Annotated in this window: 20 protein-coding genes; 2 read left to right on the top strand and 18 right to left on the bottom strand. The window is 63.5% G+C overall.

Annotated features, from left to right (window positions below):
• Positions 1–59 precede the first annotated feature (59 nt).
• From ntrC to dusB, 3 genes are read right to left on the bottom strand one after another with little or no spacing between them, the layout of a single operon-like run.
• A complete protein-coding gene (gene ntrC / locus LB552_RS24670; RefSeq protein WP_095765457.1) occupies positions 60–1,520 on the bottom strand; it encodes a nitrogen regulation protein NR(I) in 1,461 nt (486 codons plus the stop codon).
• The gene (locus LB552_RS24665; RefSeq protein ID WP_224610744.1) at positions 1,517–2,659 is read right to left on the bottom strand and encodes a two-component system sensor histidine kinase NtrB; all 1,143 of its coding nucleotides are present in this window, start codon (positions 2,657–2,659) and stop codon (positions 1,517–1,519) included. Before LB552_RS24665 ends, ntrC begins: the two co-directional genes overlap by 4 nt.
• Positions 2,656–3,684, bottom strand: a complete 1,029-nt coding sequence (gene dusB, locus LB552_RS24660) for a tRNA dihydrouridine synthase DusB (protein ID WP_224610743.1) — start codon at positions 3,682–3,684, stop codon at positions 2,656–2,658. Before dusB ends, LB552_RS24665 begins: the two co-directional genes overlap by 4 nt.
• A 140-nt stretch (positions 3,685–3,824) precedes the next feature.
• Between dusB and LB552_RS24655 the strand changes: the two genes are divergently transcribed.
• A complete protein-coding gene (locus tag LB552_RS24655; protein ID WP_224610742.1) occupies positions 3,825–5,054 on the top strand; it encodes a bifunctional 2-C-methyl-D-erythritol 4-phosphate cytidylyltransferase/2-C-methyl-D-erythritol 2,4-cyclodiphosphate synthase in 1,230 nt (409 codons plus the stop codon).
• The gene (locus LB552_RS24650) at positions 5,051–5,539 is read left to right on the top strand and encodes a CinA family protein (RefSeq protein WP_224610740.1); all 489 of its coding nucleotides are present in this window, start codon (positions 5,051–5,053) and stop codon (positions 5,537–5,539) included. Before LB552_RS24655 ends, LB552_RS24650 begins: the two co-directional genes overlap by 4 nt.
• Here the strand turns inward: LB552_RS24650 and LB552_RS24645 are convergent.
• The 15 genes from LB552_RS24645 to LB552_RS29705 form a co-directional block, all read right to left on the bottom strand.
• Positions 5,536–5,991 carry a type II toxin-antitoxin system RatA family toxin gene (locus tag LB552_RS24645; RefSeq protein ID WP_224610738.1) on the bottom strand — a complete coding sequence of 152 codons (456 nt, stop codon included), beginning with the start codon at positions 5,989–5,991 and terminating at the stop codon, positions 5,536–5,538. The two genes, LB552_RS24650 and LB552_RS24645, sit on opposite strands and share 4 nt — an antisense overlap.
• Before the next feature lie 6 nt (positions 5,992–5,997).
• Positions 5,998–6,963, bottom strand: a complete 966-nt coding sequence (lipA, locus tag LB552_RS24640; RefSeq protein ID WP_224610736.1) for a lipoyl synthase — start codon at positions 6,961–6,963, stop codon at positions 5,998–6,000.
• A 128-nt stretch (positions 6,964–7,091) separates the two neighbouring features.
• The gene (locus LB552_RS24635) at positions 7,092–7,349 is read right to left on the bottom strand and encodes a GlsB/YeaQ/YmgE family stress response membrane protein (RefSeq protein WP_224610734.1); all 258 of its coding nucleotides are present in this window, start codon (positions 7,347–7,349) and stop codon (positions 7,092–7,094) included.
• A 156-nt stretch (positions 7,350–7,505) separates the two neighbouring features.
• Positions 7,506–8,972 carry a dihydrolipoyl dehydrogenase gene (gene lpdA, locus LB552_RS24630; protein WP_224610732.1) on the bottom strand — a complete coding sequence of 489 codons (1,467 nt, stop codon included), beginning with the start codon at positions 8,970–8,972 and terminating at the stop codon, positions 7,506–7,508.
• 27 nt (positions 8,973–8,999) lie between these two features.
• Positions 9,000–9,638, bottom strand: a complete 639-nt coding sequence (locus LB552_RS24625; protein WP_224610730.1) for an SGNH/GDSL hydrolase family protein — start codon at positions 9,636–9,638, stop codon at positions 9,000–9,002.
• A gap of 133 nt (positions 9,639–9,771) precedes the next feature.
• Positions 9,772–11,139, bottom strand: a complete 1,368-nt coding sequence (locus LB552_RS24620; protein ID WP_224610728.1) for a pyruvate dehydrogenase complex dihydrolipoamide acetyltransferase — start codon at positions 11,137–11,139, stop codon at positions 9,772–9,774.
• Positions 11,140–11,157: 18 nt separating this feature from the next.
• The gene (locus LB552_RS24615; protein WP_224610727.1) at positions 11,158–12,552 is read right to left on the bottom strand and encodes a pyruvate dehydrogenase complex E1 component subunit beta; all 1,395 of its coding nucleotides are present in this window, start codon (positions 12,550–12,552) and stop codon (positions 11,158–11,160) included.
• 15 nt (positions 12,553–12,567) lie between these two features.
• Positions 12,568–13,605 (bottom strand): pyruvate dehydrogenase (acetyl-transferring) E1 component subunit alpha, encoded by a 1,038-nt coding sequence (gene pdhA / locus LB552_RS24610; RefSeq protein WP_095765469.1) that lies wholly within the window; start codon positions 13,603–13,605, stop codon positions 12,568–12,570.
• Positions 13,606–13,779: 174 nt separating this feature from the next.
• Entirely contained in the window at positions 13,780–14,103 is a 324-nt protein-coding gene (locus tag LB552_RS24605) for an FtsB family cell division protein (protein WP_224610726.1), read from the bottom strand.
• Positions 14,104–14,259: 156 nt separating this feature from the next.
• Positions 14,260–15,534: a phosphopyruvate hydratase gene (eno, locus tag LB552_RS24600; RefSeq protein WP_140843412.1), complete on the bottom strand. Its 1,275-nt coding sequence runs from the start codon at positions 15,532–15,534 to the stop codon at positions 14,260–14,262.
• A gap of 389 nt (positions 15,535–15,923) precedes the next feature.
• On the bottom strand, positions 15,924–16,289 hold the full coding sequence (locus tag LB552_RS24595) for a PRC-barrel domain-containing protein (protein ID WP_095765629.1): 366 nt from the start codon (positions 16,287–16,289) through the stop codon (positions 15,924–15,926).
• A 136-nt stretch (positions 16,290–16,425) separates the two neighbouring features.
• Complete coding sequence (gene kdsA / locus LB552_RS24590) at positions 16,426–17,271, bottom strand: 3-deoxy-8-phosphooctulonate synthase (RefSeq protein ID WP_224530140.1); 846 nt, start codon at positions 17,269–17,271, stop codon at positions 16,426–16,428.
• Entirely contained in the window at positions 17,268–18,140 is an 873-nt protein-coding gene (locus tag LB552_RS24585) for a VOC family protein (RefSeq protein WP_224610725.1), read from the bottom strand. Before LB552_RS24585 ends, kdsA begins: the two co-directional genes overlap by 4 nt.
• A gap of 69 nt (positions 18,141–18,209) precedes the next feature.
• A complete protein-coding gene (locus LB552_RS24580) occupies positions 18,210–18,500 on the bottom strand; it encodes a Dabb family protein (protein WP_095765474.1) in 291 nt (96 codons plus the stop codon).
• A gap of 102 nt (positions 18,501–18,602) precedes the next feature.
• Positions 18,603–18,731, bottom strand: a complete 129-nt coding sequence (locus LB552_RS29705; protein WP_263481783.1) for a hypothetical protein — start codon at positions 18,729–18,731, stop codon at positions 18,603–18,605.
• Positions 18,732–18,929: the final 198 nt, after the last annotated feature.

The following is an 18,929-nucleotide window of genomic DNA, read 5'->3' as shown; positions in this document are numbered from 1 at the left end:
AAGTGTGGCCGGGAAGATAATCTTTCCCAGACAAAATTCACCGACGGGACGAGGTGACGTTACGGCTGCCTGGCTGATTTGTAGACGTTGACGCCGAGCTCGCGGATCTTCTTGCGCAGCGTGTTGCGGTTGAGCCCCAAAAGCTCCGCCGCCTTGATCTGGTTGCCGCGCGTCGCCGTCATCGAAGCCAGCACCAGCGGATACTCGACCTCGGCAAGAATGCGCTGGTAGAGCCCGGCCGGCGGCAATTCGCCGGCGAAGGAGGCGAAGTAGCGCTGCAGGAAATGCTCGACAGCCTGGCCGATCGACAGATCGTCGGGGATGAGCGCGCCGCCATCGGGCACGACTGGCCTTTCGCCGGTTTTCAGCTCCGATTCTATGATTTCCGATGAAATCTCGTCCTGCGAGTAGAGGGCGGCCAGCCGGCGCACCAGGTTTTCAAGCTCGCGCACATTGCCCGGCCAGGGATAGCGTTTCATAAGCTCGATGCCGCCGGAGGATATGCGCTTGGTCTGCAGGCCCTCGCTGGCGCCCTGCTTGAAGAAATGCCGCACCAGGTCGGGAATGTCCTCGGAACGCTCGCGCAGCGCCGGCAGCCTGAGCGGCACGACGTTGAGACGATAGAACAGGTCCTCGCGGAACAGGCCCTGGTTGATGAGCGTGCGCAGGTCCTTGTTTGTGGCTGCGACGATACGGACGTCGGTCTTGATCGGAGTGCGGCCGCCGACAGTGGTGTATTCGCCCTGCTGCAGCACGCGCAGCAGCCGGGTCTGCGCTTCCATCGGCATGTCGCCGATCTCGTCGAGGAACAGCGTGCCGCCCTCGGCCTGTTCGAACCGGCCGCTGGAGCGGTTCTGTGCCCCGGTGAAGGCGCCCTTCTCGTGGCCGAACAATTCCGATTCGATCAGGTCGCGCGGGATCGCCGCCATGTTGATGGCCACGAACGGGCCGCCGCGACGGCGGCCATATTCGTGCAGCGCGCGCGCCACCAGCTCCTTGCCGGTGCCGGACTCGCCGCTGATCATGACCGTGAGGTCGGTCTGCATCATGCGCGCCAGCATGCGGTAGATGTCCTGCATGGCGGCGGATCGGCCGACCAGCGGCATTGTCTCCGGCTGGTCTTCCGCGCGGCCATCGAGCTTCGGCCGCTTCGGCTCGGCCAGCGCCCGGCTGACGATGTTGAGCAGCTCCGTCAGGTCGAACGGCTTCGGCAGATATTCGTAGGCGCCGGTCTCGGAGGCGCGGATGGCGGTCATGAACGTGTTCTGGGCGCTCATGACGATGACCGGCAGCTCGGGCCGCGCCTTCTTGATGCGCGGCAGCATGTCGAAGGCGTTTTCGTCGGGCATCACCACATCGGTGATGACGAGATCGCCCTCGCCCGCCGCAACCCAACGCCACAGCGTCGAGGCATTGGAGGTCACGCGCACCTCGTGGCCGACGCGTGACAGCGCCTGGTTGAGCACGGTGCGGATGGCCGCATCGTCATCGGCGACGAGAATATTGCCGCGAGCGGTCATGTGCGGTCTCCTTCAGCTTCATCGCCGGCGCTTGGTGCGGCCTCCTTCCAGGCTGGAAGCAGGATGCGAAACGTCGTCCCGCGCGGCGTCGAATCGCATTCGATGATCCCGCCATGCTCGCCGACGATCTTGGCGACCAGCGCAAGGCCAAGTCCGGAGCCGTTCGGCTTGGTGGTGATGAACGGATCGAACAGGATCGGCAGGATGTCCTCGGAAACGCCGGGACCGTTGTCATGCACGCAGAATTCCAGCGGCAACGACACCCGGTCCTGCGTTCCGGGCACCGAGACGCGGATGCCTGGGCGGAAGGCCGTCGATAGCACGATCTCGCCCTGCGGGTCGGCGCCGATCGCCTCGGCGGCGTTCTTGACCAGGTTGAGGAAGACCTGGATCAGTTGATCGCGGTTGGCGAAGACCGGAGGCAATGATGGATCATATTCCTCCAAGATCTTGATCCGTCTTGCAAAACCGTTCTTGGCAATCGCCTTCACATGGTCGAGCACGACATGGATGTTGACCGGATAGCGTTCGATCGGCCGCTCATCGGAGAACACTTCCATGCGGTCGACCAGTGAGACGATGCGGTCGGTCTCGTCGGTGATCAGGCGGGTCAGCGCGCGGTCTTCATCGGAGGCGGAAAGCTCGAGCAACTGGGCGGCGCCGCGAATGCCGGAGAGCGGGTTCTTAATCTCATGCGCCAGCATCGCGGCAAGACCGGTGACGGAGCGCGCCGCACCGCGATGCGTCATCTGGCGGTCGATCTTGTCGGCCATCGAGCGTTCCTGGAACATGACGACGACCGAGCCCGGAAATTCCGGCACCGGCGCGACGTAGAGATCGACCATCTTTTCGATGCCGAGGCGCGGCGACGAGACGTCGACGCGGTATTCGTTGACCGGCGCGCGGCGTTCGCGCACTTGGTCGACCAGCGTCAGCAACGGGCTGCCGAAGGGCACCAGCTTGGAGAGCGTGTTGCGCGCGAGCATATTCGCGCTGGAGCGGAAGAAGTCCTCGGCATCGGCGTTGGCGAATGTGATGAAGCCGTCGGGATCGACCATGATCACCGGGCGGCGGATGGTGTTGAGCACGATATTGGCGGCATCCGCCATATCGGCCTGCTGTGGCACGTCCGCCTTCATGCCGCGCTCCGCAGGCTGTCCGGGTGCGCGCCATCGGCGAAGACACGGCACAATTCGGCCACGACTTCACCCGGCTTGAAGGACGTGAGAATGGCTTTGCGCTGCTCGGCTGAGACATCGGCAGCGTGACGGTCGAGATACCAGCCGAGATGCTTGCGCGCCTGACGCAGCCCGCTTTCTATGCCGTAGAGCGAGAGCATGTCCTCGTAATGCAAGGTGACGTATTCGGCGAGCGCCTGCGGCGCGTGCGGAATGCCGGGCGCAGATACACCACCGGCAATTGAGGCGATGCTTCCTGCAATCCACGGCGCGCCGTAATGCGCGCGACCGATCATCACCGCGTCGGCGCCGGACTGTTCGAGGATTGTCGCCGCCTCTTCCGGCGAGCCGACATCGCCATTGGCCACGACCGGGATCGAGACGGCTTGCTTGACGCGGGCGATGGCGCGCCAGTCGGCCTTGCCCTGATAGAACTGGCAGCGCGTGCGGCCATGCACGGTCACCATGCTGACGCCGGCCTGTTCGGCGCGGCGCGCCAGCATCGGCGCGTTGAGCGCGCTTTCGTCCCAGCCGAGCCGCATTTTGACGGTCACCGGCACCGAAACGGCGCCGACCACCGCCTCGATTAGCGACAGCGCATGGTCGAGGTCGCGCATCAGCGCCGAGCCGGCATAGCCGCCGGTCACCTTCTTCGCCGGGCAGCCCATATTGATGTCGATGATATCGGCGCCCTCGCCCGTCGCGATTCGCGCGCCCTCAGCCATGTGCGCGGCCTCGCGGCCGGCAAGCTGCACCATATGCACCGGCAGACCGGAATGACGGATGCGAAGGTCGCAGCCTGCCCTGCCCTTGGCCAGTTCGCCGCTCGCCACCATTTCCGAAACGACCAATCCCGCGCCATGCGCGTGCGCGCGCTGCCGGAACGGCTCGTCGGTGATGCCCGACATCGGCGCCAGGAAAACCCGATTACGGATTTTCACGCCGCCGACATCAAGAGGCGATGCCAATGTGGTCAGTTCAGCCATGCACAAAAACCAAGCATGTTCGATCATTGCACATTCTCTAGCCAGAAGTGTGGCATTGTGCAACGCGCAATGACGTCACATTAAGGCGCATTTTGGAAAAAGCTGGCCTTCGGCCATCACCCCGACTAGGACCGATCGGAATGAGCGAGGCAAGTGAAAAGCAAGCGACAGGCCTGAACGGCGGGATCGGGGTGGTGATCGTTGCCGCCGGCCGTGGCGCGCGCGCCGGACAGGCGGACGGTCCGAAGCAATATCAGCGCATCGGCGGCCGTGCCGTTATCGCGCATACGCTGGATATCTTCCTCTCCCATCCGATGATCGGTCCCGTGGTCGTGGCCATCCATGCCGACGATGCCGAACTCTTCGAACGCGCGGCCGAAGCGCATGGCGACCGTCTTGTCGCCGTGATCGGCGGCCCTTCGCGCCAGGCGTCCGTCCGGCTCGGCCTCCTGGCGCTGAGGGACCAGGCACCGGCAAAAGTGCTGGTGCATGACGCCGTGCGACCCTTCGTCGACGCCGGGCTGATCGACCGCACCATCGAAGCCATCGGCGAGCGCCAGGGCGCGTTGCCGGCGCTGCCTGTCGCCGACACGCTGAAGCGGGAATCGGCCGCCGGCATGATCGACGAGACGGTGTCGAGAGCCGGCCTTCATGCCGCGCAGACGCCGCAGGGCTTTCCGTTCTGGCCGCTGCTCGCCGCGCATGAGAAGGCGCATCATCTGGGCAAGACGGAGTTCACCGACGACGCGGCGATCGCCGAATGGGCACAGATACCGGTCAAGATCGTTCCCGGATCGCCGGACAATGTCAAACTCACCTGGGCAAGGGACATCGCATTGGCCGACCAGCGGCTTTCGAGCGCGCAGCAGCGCTTCCCGGATATTCGCACCGGCAACGGCTATGACGTGCACGCGTTCGAGCCCGGCGACCATGTAACGCTCTGCGGCGTCGCCATTCCATATGATCGCAAACTCTCCGGGCATTCGGACGCCGATGTCGGGCTGCATGCGCTGACCGATGCGCTGCTCGCCACCTGCGGCGCCGGCGATATCGGCACGCATTTCCCACCGTTCGATCCGCAATGGAAGGGTGCTGCCTCGAAGATCTTCGTCGAGCACGCGGCGAAGCTGGTGCGCGAGCGCGGCGGCCGTATCGCCAATGCCGACATCACGCTAATCTGCGAGGCGCCGCGCGTCGGGCCGCATCGCGCGGCGATGACGCAAGCGCTCGCAGCCATGCTCGGCATCGCGCCCGAGCGCATTTCGATCAAGGCGACAACCAACGAGAAGCTCGGCTTCGTCGGGCGCGGCGAAGGCATCGCCGCGATCGCCACCGCCAGCGTCGTCTATCCGGGCGAGGTGCCGGCATGAGCAACGCCGAACTCGCAAATGCCCTGCTCCAGGCCTGCCAGCAGCGCGGCATCATGCTGGCGACGGCCGAAAGCTGCACCGGCGGCCTGATCATCGCGGCGCTCACCGATATCGCCGGGTCTTCCGCCGTGGTCGATCGCGGCTTCGTCACCTATTCCAACGAAGCCAAGATGGAGATGCTCGGCGTCTCCGCCGCCACGCTCGACGCACATGGCGCGGTCTCGCGCGAGACGGTGCTGGAGATGGCGGCGGGGGCGCTGACGCACTCGCTAGCGAGCCTGTCGCTCGCCGTCACCGGCATTGCCGGCCCCAGCGGCGGCTCGGCCGACAAGCCGGTCGGCCTTGTCTGGTTCGGGATAGCGCTTGCCGGACAACCGGTAATCGCTGAGCGGCAGCTGTTCGGCCACAAGGGCCGCGAATTCATCCGGCACGAGACGGTGAGGCACGCGCTGCAACTCGGCTTGCGGGTGCTGGGCGAACGTTAGGCGGGCTTTACACCGTAAATGACGTTTGCCCGTTTCTCGAAGGCTTCCGAGAACATGCGGAAGGCGCGGTCGAACATCGTGCCCATCACCGCGCCGAGTATGCGGCTCTTGAACTCGTAGTCGATGAAGAAATGCACCTCGCAGCCGCTGGCCGCGGGATCGAAGCGCCAGATGTTGCTGAGGTATTTGAACGGGCCGTCTATGTATTTGACGTCGATCGCTTTCTCGTCGGGCTTCAGCAGCACCTGGGTCGTAAAGGTCTCGCGGATCGCCTTGTAGCCGATGCTCATGTCGGCAACCAGGATGGTGCGGCCGTCACGCTCCTTGCGCGAGCGCACGGTGAGGGATTCGCAGAGCGGCAGGAATTGCGGGTAAGCCTCGATGTCCGCCACCAGCGCGAACATCTCGTCGGGCGTATGCGCGACGCGGCGTGTCGCCTCGAATTTCGGCATTGAAGGTCAGCTGGCCTTCGCGAGCTGCGCCTCGCGCGCCGCGCGGAGCCTGGCGAAATCCTCGCCGGCATGGTGCGAGGAGCGGGTCAGCGGGCTCGACGCCATGAGGAGAAAACCCTTCGTCTTGCCGATGGTCTCGTAGGACTTGAACTCGTCCGGCGGGATAAAGCGGATCACCGGATGGTGCTTCTTGGAAGGCTGCAGATACTGGCCGATGGTCATGAAGTCGACATTGGCCGAACGCAGATCGTCCATCAACTGCAGCACCTCGTTCCGCTCCTCGCCGAGGCCGACCATGATGCCGGATTTGGTGAAGATCGAGGGGTCGAGTTCCTTGACCCGCTGCAAAAGCCGGATCGAGTGGAAATAACGCGCGCCGGGGCGAACCGTCAGGTAATTCGACGGCACGGTTTCGAGATTGTGGTTGAAGACATCGGGCTTGGCCGCAACGACGATCTCCAGCGCGCCGTCCTTGCGCAAGAAGTCGGGCGTCAGGATCTCGATCGTCGTCGAAGGCGTTGCCTTGCGGATGGTGCGGATGACTTCGGCGAAATGCTGCGCGCCGCCGTCGTCAAGATCGTCGCGGTCGACGGAGGTGATGACGACATGGCTCAATCCCATCTGCTTGACGGCGTGCGCCACGCGCGCCGGCTCATCCGGATCGAGCGCGGTCGGGATGCCGGTCGCGACATTGCAGAAGGCGCAGGCGCGCGTGCAGATCTCGCCCATGATCATGAAGGTGGCGTGCTTCTTGTCCCAGCATTCGCCGATATTCGGGCAACCGGCCTCCTCGCACACCGTCACCAGCTTGTGCGACTTCACGATCTCGCGCGTTTCGGCATAGCCCTTGGAAACCGGCGCCTTGACGCGGATCCAGTCGGGCTTGCGCAGCACCTCCTGGTCGGGCCGGTGCGCCTTCTCGGGATGCCGCGGGCGCGGCCGGTTGGCGATCGTGTCTACGACTGTGACCATCTCAAACCCTTCGCGGCCGCGATTTCGCCAGCCGCCTGTCTTGCGTCATCTAGGACTTTTCGAGACAAAGAAAAAGGCCGCGGCAGCGCATGCCGCCACGGCCATTTTCGCATAACGGTGGCTTTGGGTCAGCGACGCACGAGCCGTCCGACGAAGATCAGCAGGCAGGCGCCGATGAAGCCGGTGATCAGATAGGCGACCCAGCCGACGCCGAACGACTGGATGTTGACGGCCTGCAGGATCGCGTTCAGCACTATCGCGCCGACGATCCCCATGATGATGTTCATGAAGATACCGGTGTTGCTCTTCATGACCATCTCGGCCAGCCAGCCCGCCAGGCCGCCGACGATGATGGCTGCGATCCAGCCGACGCCATTCATATGCATGTGCCAATTCCTCCTCGATCAGGTGAAAATGCATCCGGATACGAACCGCCTTGCCGTCAGCTTTCTCCGGCTGCCGCGTGTGAGTCTCGCCCAACCACGTTAGCACGGATTGGCCATCGATCACCGACTGGTGACTTATCACCGATTGGTGACCTATCATGCGTTCAAAACGCGGCCATAGGCGTCGAGCACGCTCTCCTTCATCATCTCCGACAGTGTCGGATGCGGGAAGATCGTATGCATCAGCTCTTCCTCGGTCGTCTCCAGGTTCATAGCCACGACAAAACCCTGGATGAGCTCAGTCACCTCGGCGCCGACCATGTGCGCGCCGAGCAGCTGGCCGGTCTTCTTGTCGAAGATGGTCTTGACGAAGCCCTGGTCCTCGCCGAGCGCGATGGCCTTGCCGTTGGCGCTGAAAGGGAAGCGGCCGACGCGGATATCCTTGCCTTCCGCCTTGGCCTTCGCCTCGGTCAGGCCGACGGACGCGACCTGCGGGCTACAATAGGTGCAGCCGGGGATCTTCAGCTTGTCGATGGGGTGCACGCCCGGGAAATTGGCTATCTTCTCGACGCAGACAACGCCCTCATGCTCGGCCTTGTGGGCGAGCATAGGCGGGCCGGCGACGTCGCCGATGGCGTAGATGCCGGGCACATTGGTCTTGCCGTAGCCGTCGACGACCACGCAGCCGCGATCCGTCTTCACGCCAAGCGCTTCCAGGCCGAGATTCTCGATGTTGCCCTGCACGCCGACGGCCGAGATCATGCGGTCGGCGGTGATCTTCTCGACCTTGCCGTCCTTCATCTCGACATGCGCGGTGACCGAATTGGCGCCCTTTTCAACCTTGGTCACCTTGGCCTCGAGGAGGATCTTCATGCCCTGCTTCTCGAACTGTTTTTGCGCGAATTTCGAGACCTCGGCGTCCTCGACCGGCATTACCGCCGGCAGCAGCTCGACCACCGTCACATCGGCGCCCATGGTGCGGTAGAAGGAGGCGAATTCGATGCCGATGGCACCCGAACCCATCACCAACAGCGATTTCGGCATTTCCTTCGGCACCATGGCCTCGAAATAGGTCCAGATCAGCTTGCCGTCCGGCTCGATGCCGGGCAGCGCGCGCGGCCTGGCGCCCGTCGCCAGGATGATGTGCTTGGCCGTGTAGGTGCCCTCGCCCTTGACGCCTTTCGGCACCGGCGGCTGCGGCTCCATCGCCTTCTTCGCGGTCTTTGAGACGACGACCTCGCCCGGTTTGTCACCGGCTGGGGCTTTGGAAAGCTTGGCCTCGCCCCAGATGACGTCGACCTTGTTCTTCTTCATCAGGAAGCCGACGCCGGTGTTCAGCCTGAGCGAGACTTTTCGCGAGCGGTCGACCACGGCAGCGGTGTCGGGCATAATTTTACCGCCTTCAAGCTTAAGCCCGTAATCCTTCAGATGATCCGAATAATGCATGATCTCGGCCGAGCGCAGCAGCGCCTTGGTCGGAATGCAGCCCCAATTCAGGCAGATGCCGCCAAGATGCTCGCGCTCGACGATTGCCGTCTTGAAGCCGAGCTGGGCGGAACGCACCGCCGTGACATAGCCGCCGGGGCCTGAGCCGATGATGATGACGTCGTAGGATTCAGCCACGGGTTTTCTCCCTGATCTTTCTGAGGGTTAGAGCGAGAGCATGACGCGCACGAGCGGCGCCAGAGCCTTGCCGATGTTTCGCGTGTTCTCGGCATCGAGATGGACGCCGTCGAGCGGCGTGGTGGTTGCGACCGTGCCGGCGTCGAAGAAGCCGCAGCCGGCCTCGTCGGCCAGCAAGGAATACTGCGGCGCAAGACGCTTGGAAGCGTCGTCGCCGCCGGCGAACATTTCCTTGAACTCGGCATTGTCGGTGCGTGTCACGACAGGCGGCGCGACAACGAGGATCTGCGGCGCCGGCCAGTCGAACGGATAGTCATGGCCGCGCACGATATCGATCAGCCGCTGCACGCCCTGCTTGGCTGCGACCGGATTGCCGTGAATCCAAGGCTTCATGTCGTTGGAGCCGAGCATGACGATAACGAGATCGAGCGGCGCATGGCTGGTCAGGATCGTCGGCAGAATGCGGGCGCCATTGCGATCGGCGCCGGCCAGATGGTCGTCGAAGGCGGTGGTGCGGCCGTTGAGGCCTTCGGCGATGACTTCGACATCGTTGCCGAGTTCAGCCCCAAGCACGCTCGGCCAGCGGTCCTCGAGCGCATGGCGACCGAGATTGGCGGCGTCATAGCCCCAGGTCAGCGAGTCGCCATAACAGAGAATTGTCTTCATGCGATTGCCCCACCCTTGCCGAAAGCTGGCTGCGAGCGCCTGCCGCGCCGGCATGCGAAGAGCTCGCCGTCGGGATTAAAAATAATCAGGGTGAAAAGGCTGGTGACGAATTTCCGCACCGCCTTTTCCCTTCTTACACCAGCATGCCCATCGGGTTTTCGATCAAGCGCTTGAAGGCGCCGAGCAGTTCGGCGCCGAGCGCGCCGTCGACGGCGCGGTGATCGGTCGACAAGGTCACCGACATCACGGTGGCTATTCTGATCTCGCCCTTCTTGACCACCGCCCGTTCCTGGCCTGCGCCGACCGCCAGGATCGTCGCATGCGGCGGGTTGATGACGGCGGCGAAGTCCTTGACGCCGAACATGCCGAGATTGGACACCGCCGTCGTGCCGCCCTGATATTCTTGCGGCTTCAGCTTGCGGCTCCTGGCGCGGCTTGCCAGGTCCTTCATCTCGTTGGAGATGACCGACAGCGTCTTTTCGTCTGCATGCCGGATGATCGGCGTGATCAGGCCGCCGGGGATCGACACGGCGACGCCGACATCGGCGTGCTTGTGCTTGACCATGGCGCTGTCGGTCCAGGAGGCGTTGGCGTCCGGCACCGCCATCAGCGCCATCGCCATGGCCTTGATGACCATGTCGTTGACCGAGAGCTTGTAGGCCGGAACCTCGCCCTTCTCGGTCTTCCGCATCGGGGCTGCGGCATTGAGCTGCGTGCGCAGCGCCAAGAGCGCATCGAGCTCGCAGTCCAGCGTCAAATAGAAATGCGGGATGGTGGACTTCGCCTCGACCAGGCGACGCGCGATGGTCTTGCGCATGTTGTCATGCGGCACGAGCTCGTAGGAGCCTTCGGCGAACAGCTTCAGCACCTGGTCGTCCGACATCGGTTTGGGCGCTGCGGCCGGAGCGGACGGGGCGGCGGCGGGCGCCTTCGCAGCCGGAGCGCCGCCGGAAGCGATCGCCGCCTCGACGTCGACCTTCACCACGCGGCCATGCGGGCCGGAACCGGTCAGCGCCGTCACGTCGACGCCGGCATCCTTGGCGATGCGGCGGGCCAGCGGCGATGCGAAGACGCGATCGCCGGCGGCGTGGCCGTTGGCGAGGGGAGCAGGCTCGGCCTTCGCCGGCGGGGGCGCCGCGGCGGCTGCTGCCGGCTTGGGCGCTTCCTTGGGCGGCTCGCCCTTCTGGGCATCAGCTTTCGGCGCTTCAGCCTTGGGCGCGGCGCCGCCGCCGCTCTTGGCAGCGGCCGCGGCATCCTCGCCTTCACCGGCCAGGATGGCGATCAGCGCGTTGACCTTGACGCCTTCGGTGCCGGCCGGAACCACCAGCTTGGCGACTGTGCCTTCATCGACGGCTTCGACCTCCATCGTCGCCTTGTCGGTCTCGATCTCGGCGATCACGTCACCCGGCGAAACCTTATCGCCTTCCTTGACCAGCCATTTTGACAGATTGCCCTCTTCCATGGTCGGGGAGAGCGCCGGCATGGTGATGTTGATTGGCATGATGTCCTCCCGACCGGCTCAGCGATAAGTGACGGCTTTGACGGCCTCGACGACTTCGCCGACGTTGGGCAGCGCCAGCTTCTCGAGGTTCGCCGCGTAAGGCATGGGAACGTCCTTGCCGGCAATGGTGATCACCGGCGCATCGAGGAAATCGAAGGCGCGCTGCGAGACCTGGTTGGCGATGTGATCGCCGACCGAGTTCTGCGGAAAACCTTCTTCCACCACCACGAGGCGGTTGGTCTTCTTCACCGAGGCGATGATCGTGTCGAAGTCGAGCGGGCGGATGGTTCTCAAATCGATGATCTCGGCGTCGATGCCCATGCCGCGCAACTCGGCTTCCGCCTTGAGCGCATAGGTCATGCCGATGCCGAAGGAGACGAGGGTGACGTCCTTGCCCTGCTTGTGGATACGCGCCTTGCCGATCGGCAGCACGAAGTCGTCGAGCTTCGGCACGTCGAAGGAATGGCCGTAGAGGATCTCGTTCTCCAGGAAGATGACCGGGTTCGGGTCGCGGATCGCGGCCTTGAGCAGGCCCTTGGCGTCGGCAGCCGTATAGGGCATCACCACCTTCAGGCCGGGGATATGGCTGTACCAGGCGGCATAGCATTGCGAGTGCTGGGCGGCGACGCGGGCCGCCGCACCGTTGGGACCACGGAACACGATCGGCGCGCCCATCTGGCCGCCGGACATATAGAGCGTCTTGGCGGCCGAGTTGATGATCTGGTCGATCGCCTGCATGGCGAAGTTGAAGGTCATGAACTCGACGATCGGCTTCAGCCCCGCCATCGCGGCGCCGACGCCGACACCGGCAAAGCCATGCTCGGTGATCGGCGTGTCGACGACGCGCTTCGGCCCGAATTCCTGCAGCAGGCCCTGCGTGATCTTGTAGGCGCCCTGGTACTCGGCGACCTCCTCGCCCATGACGAAGACATCGCCGTCGCGGCGCATCTCCTCGGCCATGGCGTCACGGAGCGCTTCGCGCACCGTGGTGGAAACCATCTCGGTGCCGGCTGGAATATCCGGATCGGCGGCGATCTCCGCCTTCGGCGCGGCGGCGACAGCGGCGGACGCCTCGCTTTTGGCCGAGGCTTGCGCCGGGGCCGGCGCGGCTTTTTCAGCCTTGGCGGGCTCTTCCTCGCCGATGCCTTCGCCGGCCTTGTCGACGTCCTCGCCGTCGACGGCAAGCACGGCGATGACCGCGTTGACCTTGACGCCTTCACTGCCGGCGGGAACCACGATCTTGGCCAGCGTGCCTTCGTCGACAGCTTCGACCTCCATCGTCGCCTTGTCGGTCTCGATCTCGGCGATCACATCACCGGCGACGACCTTGTCGCCTTCGTTCTTCAGCCATTTGGAAAGATTGCCCTCTTCCATCGTCGGCGACAGCGCGGGCATGAGAATTTCGATCGGCATGTCCTTGCCCTCTCCTTAGAGTACGATGTCGGTCCAGAGCTCGGACGGATCCGGCTCGGCGTCGTTCTGGGCGAATTCGGCGGCGTCGGCGACGATGTCGCGGACTTCCTTGTCGATGGCCTTGAGCTCGTCCTCGCTTGCCCACTTCTTGTCGAGCAGCCGCACCCGGACCTGCTCGATCGGGTCATGCTCGGAGCGCATCTTCTGCACTTCCTCCTTGGAGCGGTATTTCGCCGGGTCGGACATCGAATGGCCTCGATAGCGATAGGTCTGCATCTCGAGGATGAGCGGACCGTTGCCGGCACGGCACCATTCGGTCGCGAGATCGGCCGCCGACTTCACGGCGCGGACGTCCATGCCGTCGACCTGGATGCCGGGAATCTTGAAGGAAGCGCCGCGATGCGAGAAGTCGGTCTCGGCCGACGAACGCGACACGGACGTGCCCATGGCGTAGCGGTTGTTCTCGATAATGTAGATCACCGGCAGCTTCCACAGCGAGGCCATGTTGAAGCTTTCATAGACCTGGCCCTGGTTGGCGGCGCCATCGCCGAAATAGGTCAGCGAGACATTCTTGTTGTCGCGGTAGCGGTTGGCGAAGGCGAGACCGGTGCCGAGCGACACCTGCGCGCCGACAATGCCGTGGCCGCCATAGAAATGCTTTTCCTTGGAGAACATGTGCATCGAGCCGCCCTTGCCCTTCGAAAGACCGCCACGGCGACCGGTGAGCTCGGCCATGACGCCGCGCGGCGACAGCTCCATCGCCAGCATGTGGCCATGGTCGCGATAGGCGGTGATCATCTGGTCGCCTTCGACCAGCGCCATCTTCATGCCGGTGACGACGGCCTCCTGGCCGATATAGAGGTGGCAGAAGCCGCCAATGAAGCCCATGCCGTAGAGCTGGCCCGCCTTCTCCTCGAAGCGGCGGATCAAAAGCATGTGACGGTAGGCGGAAAGCTCTTCTTCTTTGGTGAAATCCGCCGGTTTGGGCGCTGACAGATTGGGCTGTTTGTCGGATCTGGATTTTGCGGGCGCTTTTTTGGCGGCGGTGGCCATGCGTCACTCCCTGTTGGCGTCTCTTCGCGGACATTCAGGGAGATCGATCGTCTCCCCACCGATTGCGGAAAGCTAACATGCAAGGATGCATTGCGCCATGCTGAAAAACGCATGGCTGGCATGCATCTAAGCGATTAGAATCATTGAAAATAAAGGCGATTAACCGAAATTCGGTTATTTCCTCGAGGTAGGCAGCATAATGGTGATTTCGTCCGGATGGGACAGATTGAGCGCCTTTCGGGCCTGCTCGTCAAGCATATCCTTCTCCAGCGTACCCTCATGCATCAGCTGGACACGGCGCTCGAAGTCGATCCGGCGCGCCTTCACGGCGTCAAGCTGGGCCTTCAATTCAACCGCACGGGCCTGCAGCCGATATTTGGAATAGATGCCGAATTCGCCGTGATAGGCATGGAAGCCGAAATAGGCCAGGAAGAGCACGCAAAGCGAGGGGATGATCAGCCTGCCGGTGTTTCTCTGCTTGTGCTGACGTGTCCACATGACCCGAACCCTCGCGGCCGCGAACGCAAGCGGCCATGAGTCGTATTTCGCCCGATTGTGCTTAATGGACGGTTACGGACGACCCTTATCGAGGATCGCCGGAACGAAAAAGGGCGGGAATGACCCGCCCTTTCCAGACTGTCCGAACAGGCTGGATCAGCCCTTGACCACGGACTTGCCTGCGTAGCGCGCTTGCTTGCCGAGCTCTTCCTCGATGCGGATGAGCTGGTTGTATTTGGCCATGCGGTCCGAACGCGACAGCGAGCCGGTCTTGATCTGCCCGCAATTGGTGGCGACGGCGAGGTCGGCGATGGTCGAATCCTCGGTCTCGCCCGAGCGATGCGACATGACGGCGGTGTAGCCGGCCTTGTGCGCGGTCTCGACGGCGTCGAGCGTCTCGGTCAGCGAGCCGATCTGGTTGACCTTGACCAGGATCGAATTGGCGACGCCCATGCGGATACCGTCGCGCAGCCGCGCCGTGTTGGTGACGAAGAGATCGTCGCCGACGAGCTGGGTCTTCTTGCCGATCAGATCGGTCAGGATCTTCCAGCCTTCCCAATCGTCCTCGGCAAGGCCGTCCTCGATGGTGATGATCGGATAATCGGCAGCGAGCTTGGCAAGGTACTTGGCCTGCGCCTTCGGATCGCGGGTCTTCTTCTCGCCCTCATAGACGTAATTGCCGTCCTTGAAGAACTCGGTCGCCGCGCAATCGAGACCGAGGGCCACGTCCTCGCCGGGCCTGAAGCCTGCCTTCTCGATCGATTCCATGATGAAATCGAGCGCCGAAGGCGCGCTCTTCAGGTTGGGGGCGAAGCCGCCCTCGTCGCCGACATTGGTGTTGTGGCCGGCGTCCTTCAGCTTCTTCCTGAGCGTGTGGAAAATCTCCGAGCCCCAGCGCACGCCGTCGCGCAGGGTCGGCGCGCCGATAGGCAGGATCATGAACTCCTGGAAGTCGATCGGGTTGTCGGCATGCGCGCCGCCGTTGATGATGTTCATCATCGGCACCGGCAAGATGTGCGCCTTAGTGCCGCCGACATAGCGGTAGAGCGGCAGGCCCGCGGCTTCCGCCGCGGCCTTGGCGACCGCCAGCGATACGCCCAGGATGGCGTTGGCGCCAAGGCGGCTCTTGTTCGGCGTGCCGTCGAGCTCGATCATCGTCTGGTCGATATGGATCTGGTTCTCGGCTTCCATGCCGCCGATCGCCTCGAATAGCTCGCCGTTCACCGCTTCGACGGCGCGCTGCACGCCCTTGCCGAGATAGCGCGGCCCGCCGTCCCGGACTTCGACCGCCTCATGCGCGCCGGTCGATGCGCCCGACGGCACAGCGGCGCGGCCCATGGAGCCGTCCTCCAGCACCACGTCGACCTCGACGGTCGGATTGCCACGGCTGTCCAGGATTTCACGCCCGACAATGTCGATGATGGCGGTCATTTGCGATGTCCCCGATTGATCGATTGAAGCGTCGCGCCCCTCTTAGCCAAAGCAGAGCAAAAGGCAATCGGCGGGCCCGCATTTATTGCCGCGGGCGTGATTCACGAAGCGCAATTTTCTGTCATCATAAGTCATGCGCGCTGTGTGACCATCTCATCTATGGTCGCGTTCGCGCGGGGCGAAACAGGAGGAGTTTCGCCATGTCCCAGTTGAGCGGTATCGTGAGTTTGTTCCTGATCGCGGCAGCGTTCCTGACGTCATGCGACGATCAGAAACCCCAGCAGAGCTCGGTGGAGCTATCGACTCTCAACGCAGCGGAGTAGTCAAACGTCAAAGGCCCCCGGGCTTTGTGTCGGGGGCCTTTCGATTCCCAGCTTGCCGATCTGCGATCAATGCCAATAGGGCTTCACATGGTAATACTGGAATGAAGCATCGCGGGCGGCTTCGCCGTCAGCGCCGGTCAGCTCGTCGATCGAATAGGCGGGCGCGGCCTGAAGCTGTTCCTTGGTGAACGGCACGACGTAGCCGCCTCTGTCCTCGTCATAGTCGAGCGTCGCCCACGGAACGGCGTGGTATTTCTCGCCCATACCGAGAAAGCCGCCGAAGCCGATCACGGCGAACATGATGCCATTCGACATCTTGTCAAGCATCACGTCCTCGATGCTGCCGATGCTCTTACCTTCGGTGTTATAGACCGACGTGCCGATGACGCGCGAGGCGGCAATGGCTTCGGTATGCCCGGACGGAGTGGTCATGATGGTGCTCCTCTCGTTGAATGCCTGCACCGACAATGAGAGGAGCGCGCTAAGGTTCCCGACGATTTGCTCGGCTGTCGGTGAGGCAGCCCCCGCTCACCACAAGCCGGCGCCGGATCGAGGTCCGCCGCTGCAATCAGTGGCCCTTGGCAATCCGATCAAAGGCCATGAGCTTTTCCAGCAACGCCGGCATGTCCTTGAGAGGCACCATGTTGGGGCCATCCGAAGACATCGAATTGTCCGGGTCCTGATGGGTTTCAATGAAGACGCCGGCGACACCGACGGCAACGGCCGCGCGCGCGAGCGTCGCGACAAAGCGCCGTTCGCCGCCGGAGGAGCCGCCCTGCCCGCCCGGCTGCTGCACGGAATGGGTGGCATCGAAGATCACCGGGGCGCCGATCTCAGCCATGACCGGCAGAGCGCGCATGTCCGAGACCAGCGTGTTGTAGCCGAACGAGACGCCGCGCTCGGTGGTGAGCACATTCGGGTTGCCGGAGCCGGTGATCTTGGCGACGACGTTCTTCATGTCCCACGGCGCGAGGAACTGCCCCTTCTTCACGTTGATGACCTTGCCGGTCCTGGCGGCGGCGACCAGCATGTCAGTCTGGCGCGACAGGAAGGCGGGGATCTGCAGGACATCGACATGGGGTGCTACGATCGCGCATTGCTCCTCGTTGTGGACGTCAGTCAGCACAGGAAGGCCAAACTCCTTGCGCAGATCGTCGAAGATCGGCATCGCCGCATCGAGTCCCGCGCCGCGGGTCGCCGACAGCGAGGTGCGGTTGGCCTTGTCGTAACTGGTCTTGTAGACGAGGCCGATTCCCAGCCGTTCCGTCAGTTCCTTCAGCGCGCCGGCCATGTCGAAAGCGTGCTGGCGCGATTCAAGCTGGCACGGGCCGGCGATCAGCGACAGCGGCGCATTGTTGGCGAAGACGACCTTGCCGACGGTTACCGATGAATTGGGCGCCAGGGGCTTGCTCATGGGATCTCCCGGAAGATGAAGGCGGCGCCCTGCCCGCGCGCCGGTGGAACGACGATGTCATTGCCGCTCATGTCGTGATCGACGGCCCCGGCCGCAAGCGCGTGCGCCGCTGTAGCTTTGTCGCGGATCGAGAAAACAATCGCCTCAAACCGTAAATGCGGTGAGGCTTCGGCCGCCAGGCCGAAGCGCTGCGCGTAGCTCTCGGGCGTGACTACGCTCAAGATTGCATTCGGCAACCGCACCATGTCGCCGTCTGCCTCTGACCCGGCGGCGATCGAGATCAATGCGATCTGTGCGGAAGGCACATCGCTCACGGCGATCACCTCGACGATGCCGGTCACGCCATTGGCATGGGCCTGCAACGCCGCGCGATCGATCTTCGGCGGGTTAACGCGCTCGCAGGCGAAGAGGAAGGCGTCCGTCGCTCCCTTGCCGACCGCGAAGGCCAGCTTGAAGGACGCAGTGTCGCTCTTTCCGTTCGCATCTGTGAACGCGCGCGAGAAACGCAGCGTATCGCCGGCTGACAGACCGGCTTCGACAAAACGCATATGGTCGGCATCGGCATTGCCGGTTCCAAGCACGACGGCGGAAAAACCTTCCTCGCCCAGCCGCTCGCGATAAAGGCGGTCGCGCGTAATGAAAACATTGCCGGCCGCAATCGCTTGTCTTGCCGCCTGTTCATTTCCCACCGCCAGCGGCTCGAGATAGGTGCCGTCGGCGAAAAAAACGCAGGCATTCTCCGTGCCGAACGGGTGGATGCCCGTGGGGGCGACGACAAAGCCGAGCGAGGCCAGACGCGACCGCGCGGCATCGAGGCTCGGTGTCGGCAGCACGAGATGGTCAAGCGGATGGGCGGAGCTTTCGATCATGCCGGCGCGGTGTGCCCCATTCCGGCCGGCTGTTCAAGTGCACCGAACGGTCGGCCGCGGCTTTGCCGCTCAGGCAGCGGCCACTACATCCGCAGAATAGCGCAGTTCGCGCAGCGGCTTCACTTTGCTGGTCGTATCCGCATAGATCGGATGCGCCTTGTAAGCGGCAAGCGCCGCCTCGTCCTCGAACTCGGCATAGACGACGACATCGATCGCATTGGAGAACTGATCGACCTTGGTATTGAGCGTCACCTCGAAATGCTTCGAGTGCGGAATCTTGCCGAGCGCCAGCAGGCCCGAGCGCACAGTCTCGACATCTTCCTTGCGCCGCACGCTGAAGAAAACGATGTGCCGGATCAAGCCAGCCTCCCTGGTCTTCGCTTCAGCGGCGTTTTTGTGGGAGCAATGCCCAGGCGTCAACCGGCAACGATGTCGCGCCCGCGATGCGAAACCGGCGAGACCTTACCCGGTAACATAGCGCACGATGCGCGACACTTCCCGCACGGTCACATCGAGGTAGTGGCCGCGATTGTAGAGTCCGTCCCAGAACAGGAAGAAGGTGATGGAGGCGATGACGATCACATAACGCATGGCTAAAACTATCCCATGCGGACGGCCTGAGCCAGAGGGGGGAGCGACGGCAGTCGTTCCAGTTAACCGCTTTTTGCCTGGCGCTTTCGGCCAACGGCGCCTGCGCAAGAGGGCCTAGCCGCAGAGTGCGAAGCCACCCTCTTGAGGCGACGGAATGAAACCGCGATCGGCCATCAAGCATCTCCGCTGCCCGCAGGC

The organism is Mesorhizobium sp. CA7, assembly GCF_020165015.1.
In the GTDB taxonomy this organism is placed as follows: Bacteria; Pseudomonadota; Alphaproteobacteria; order Rhizobiales; family Rhizobiaceae; genus Mesorhizobium.
This window is presented reverse-complemented; position numbering and strand designations above follow the sequence as displayed.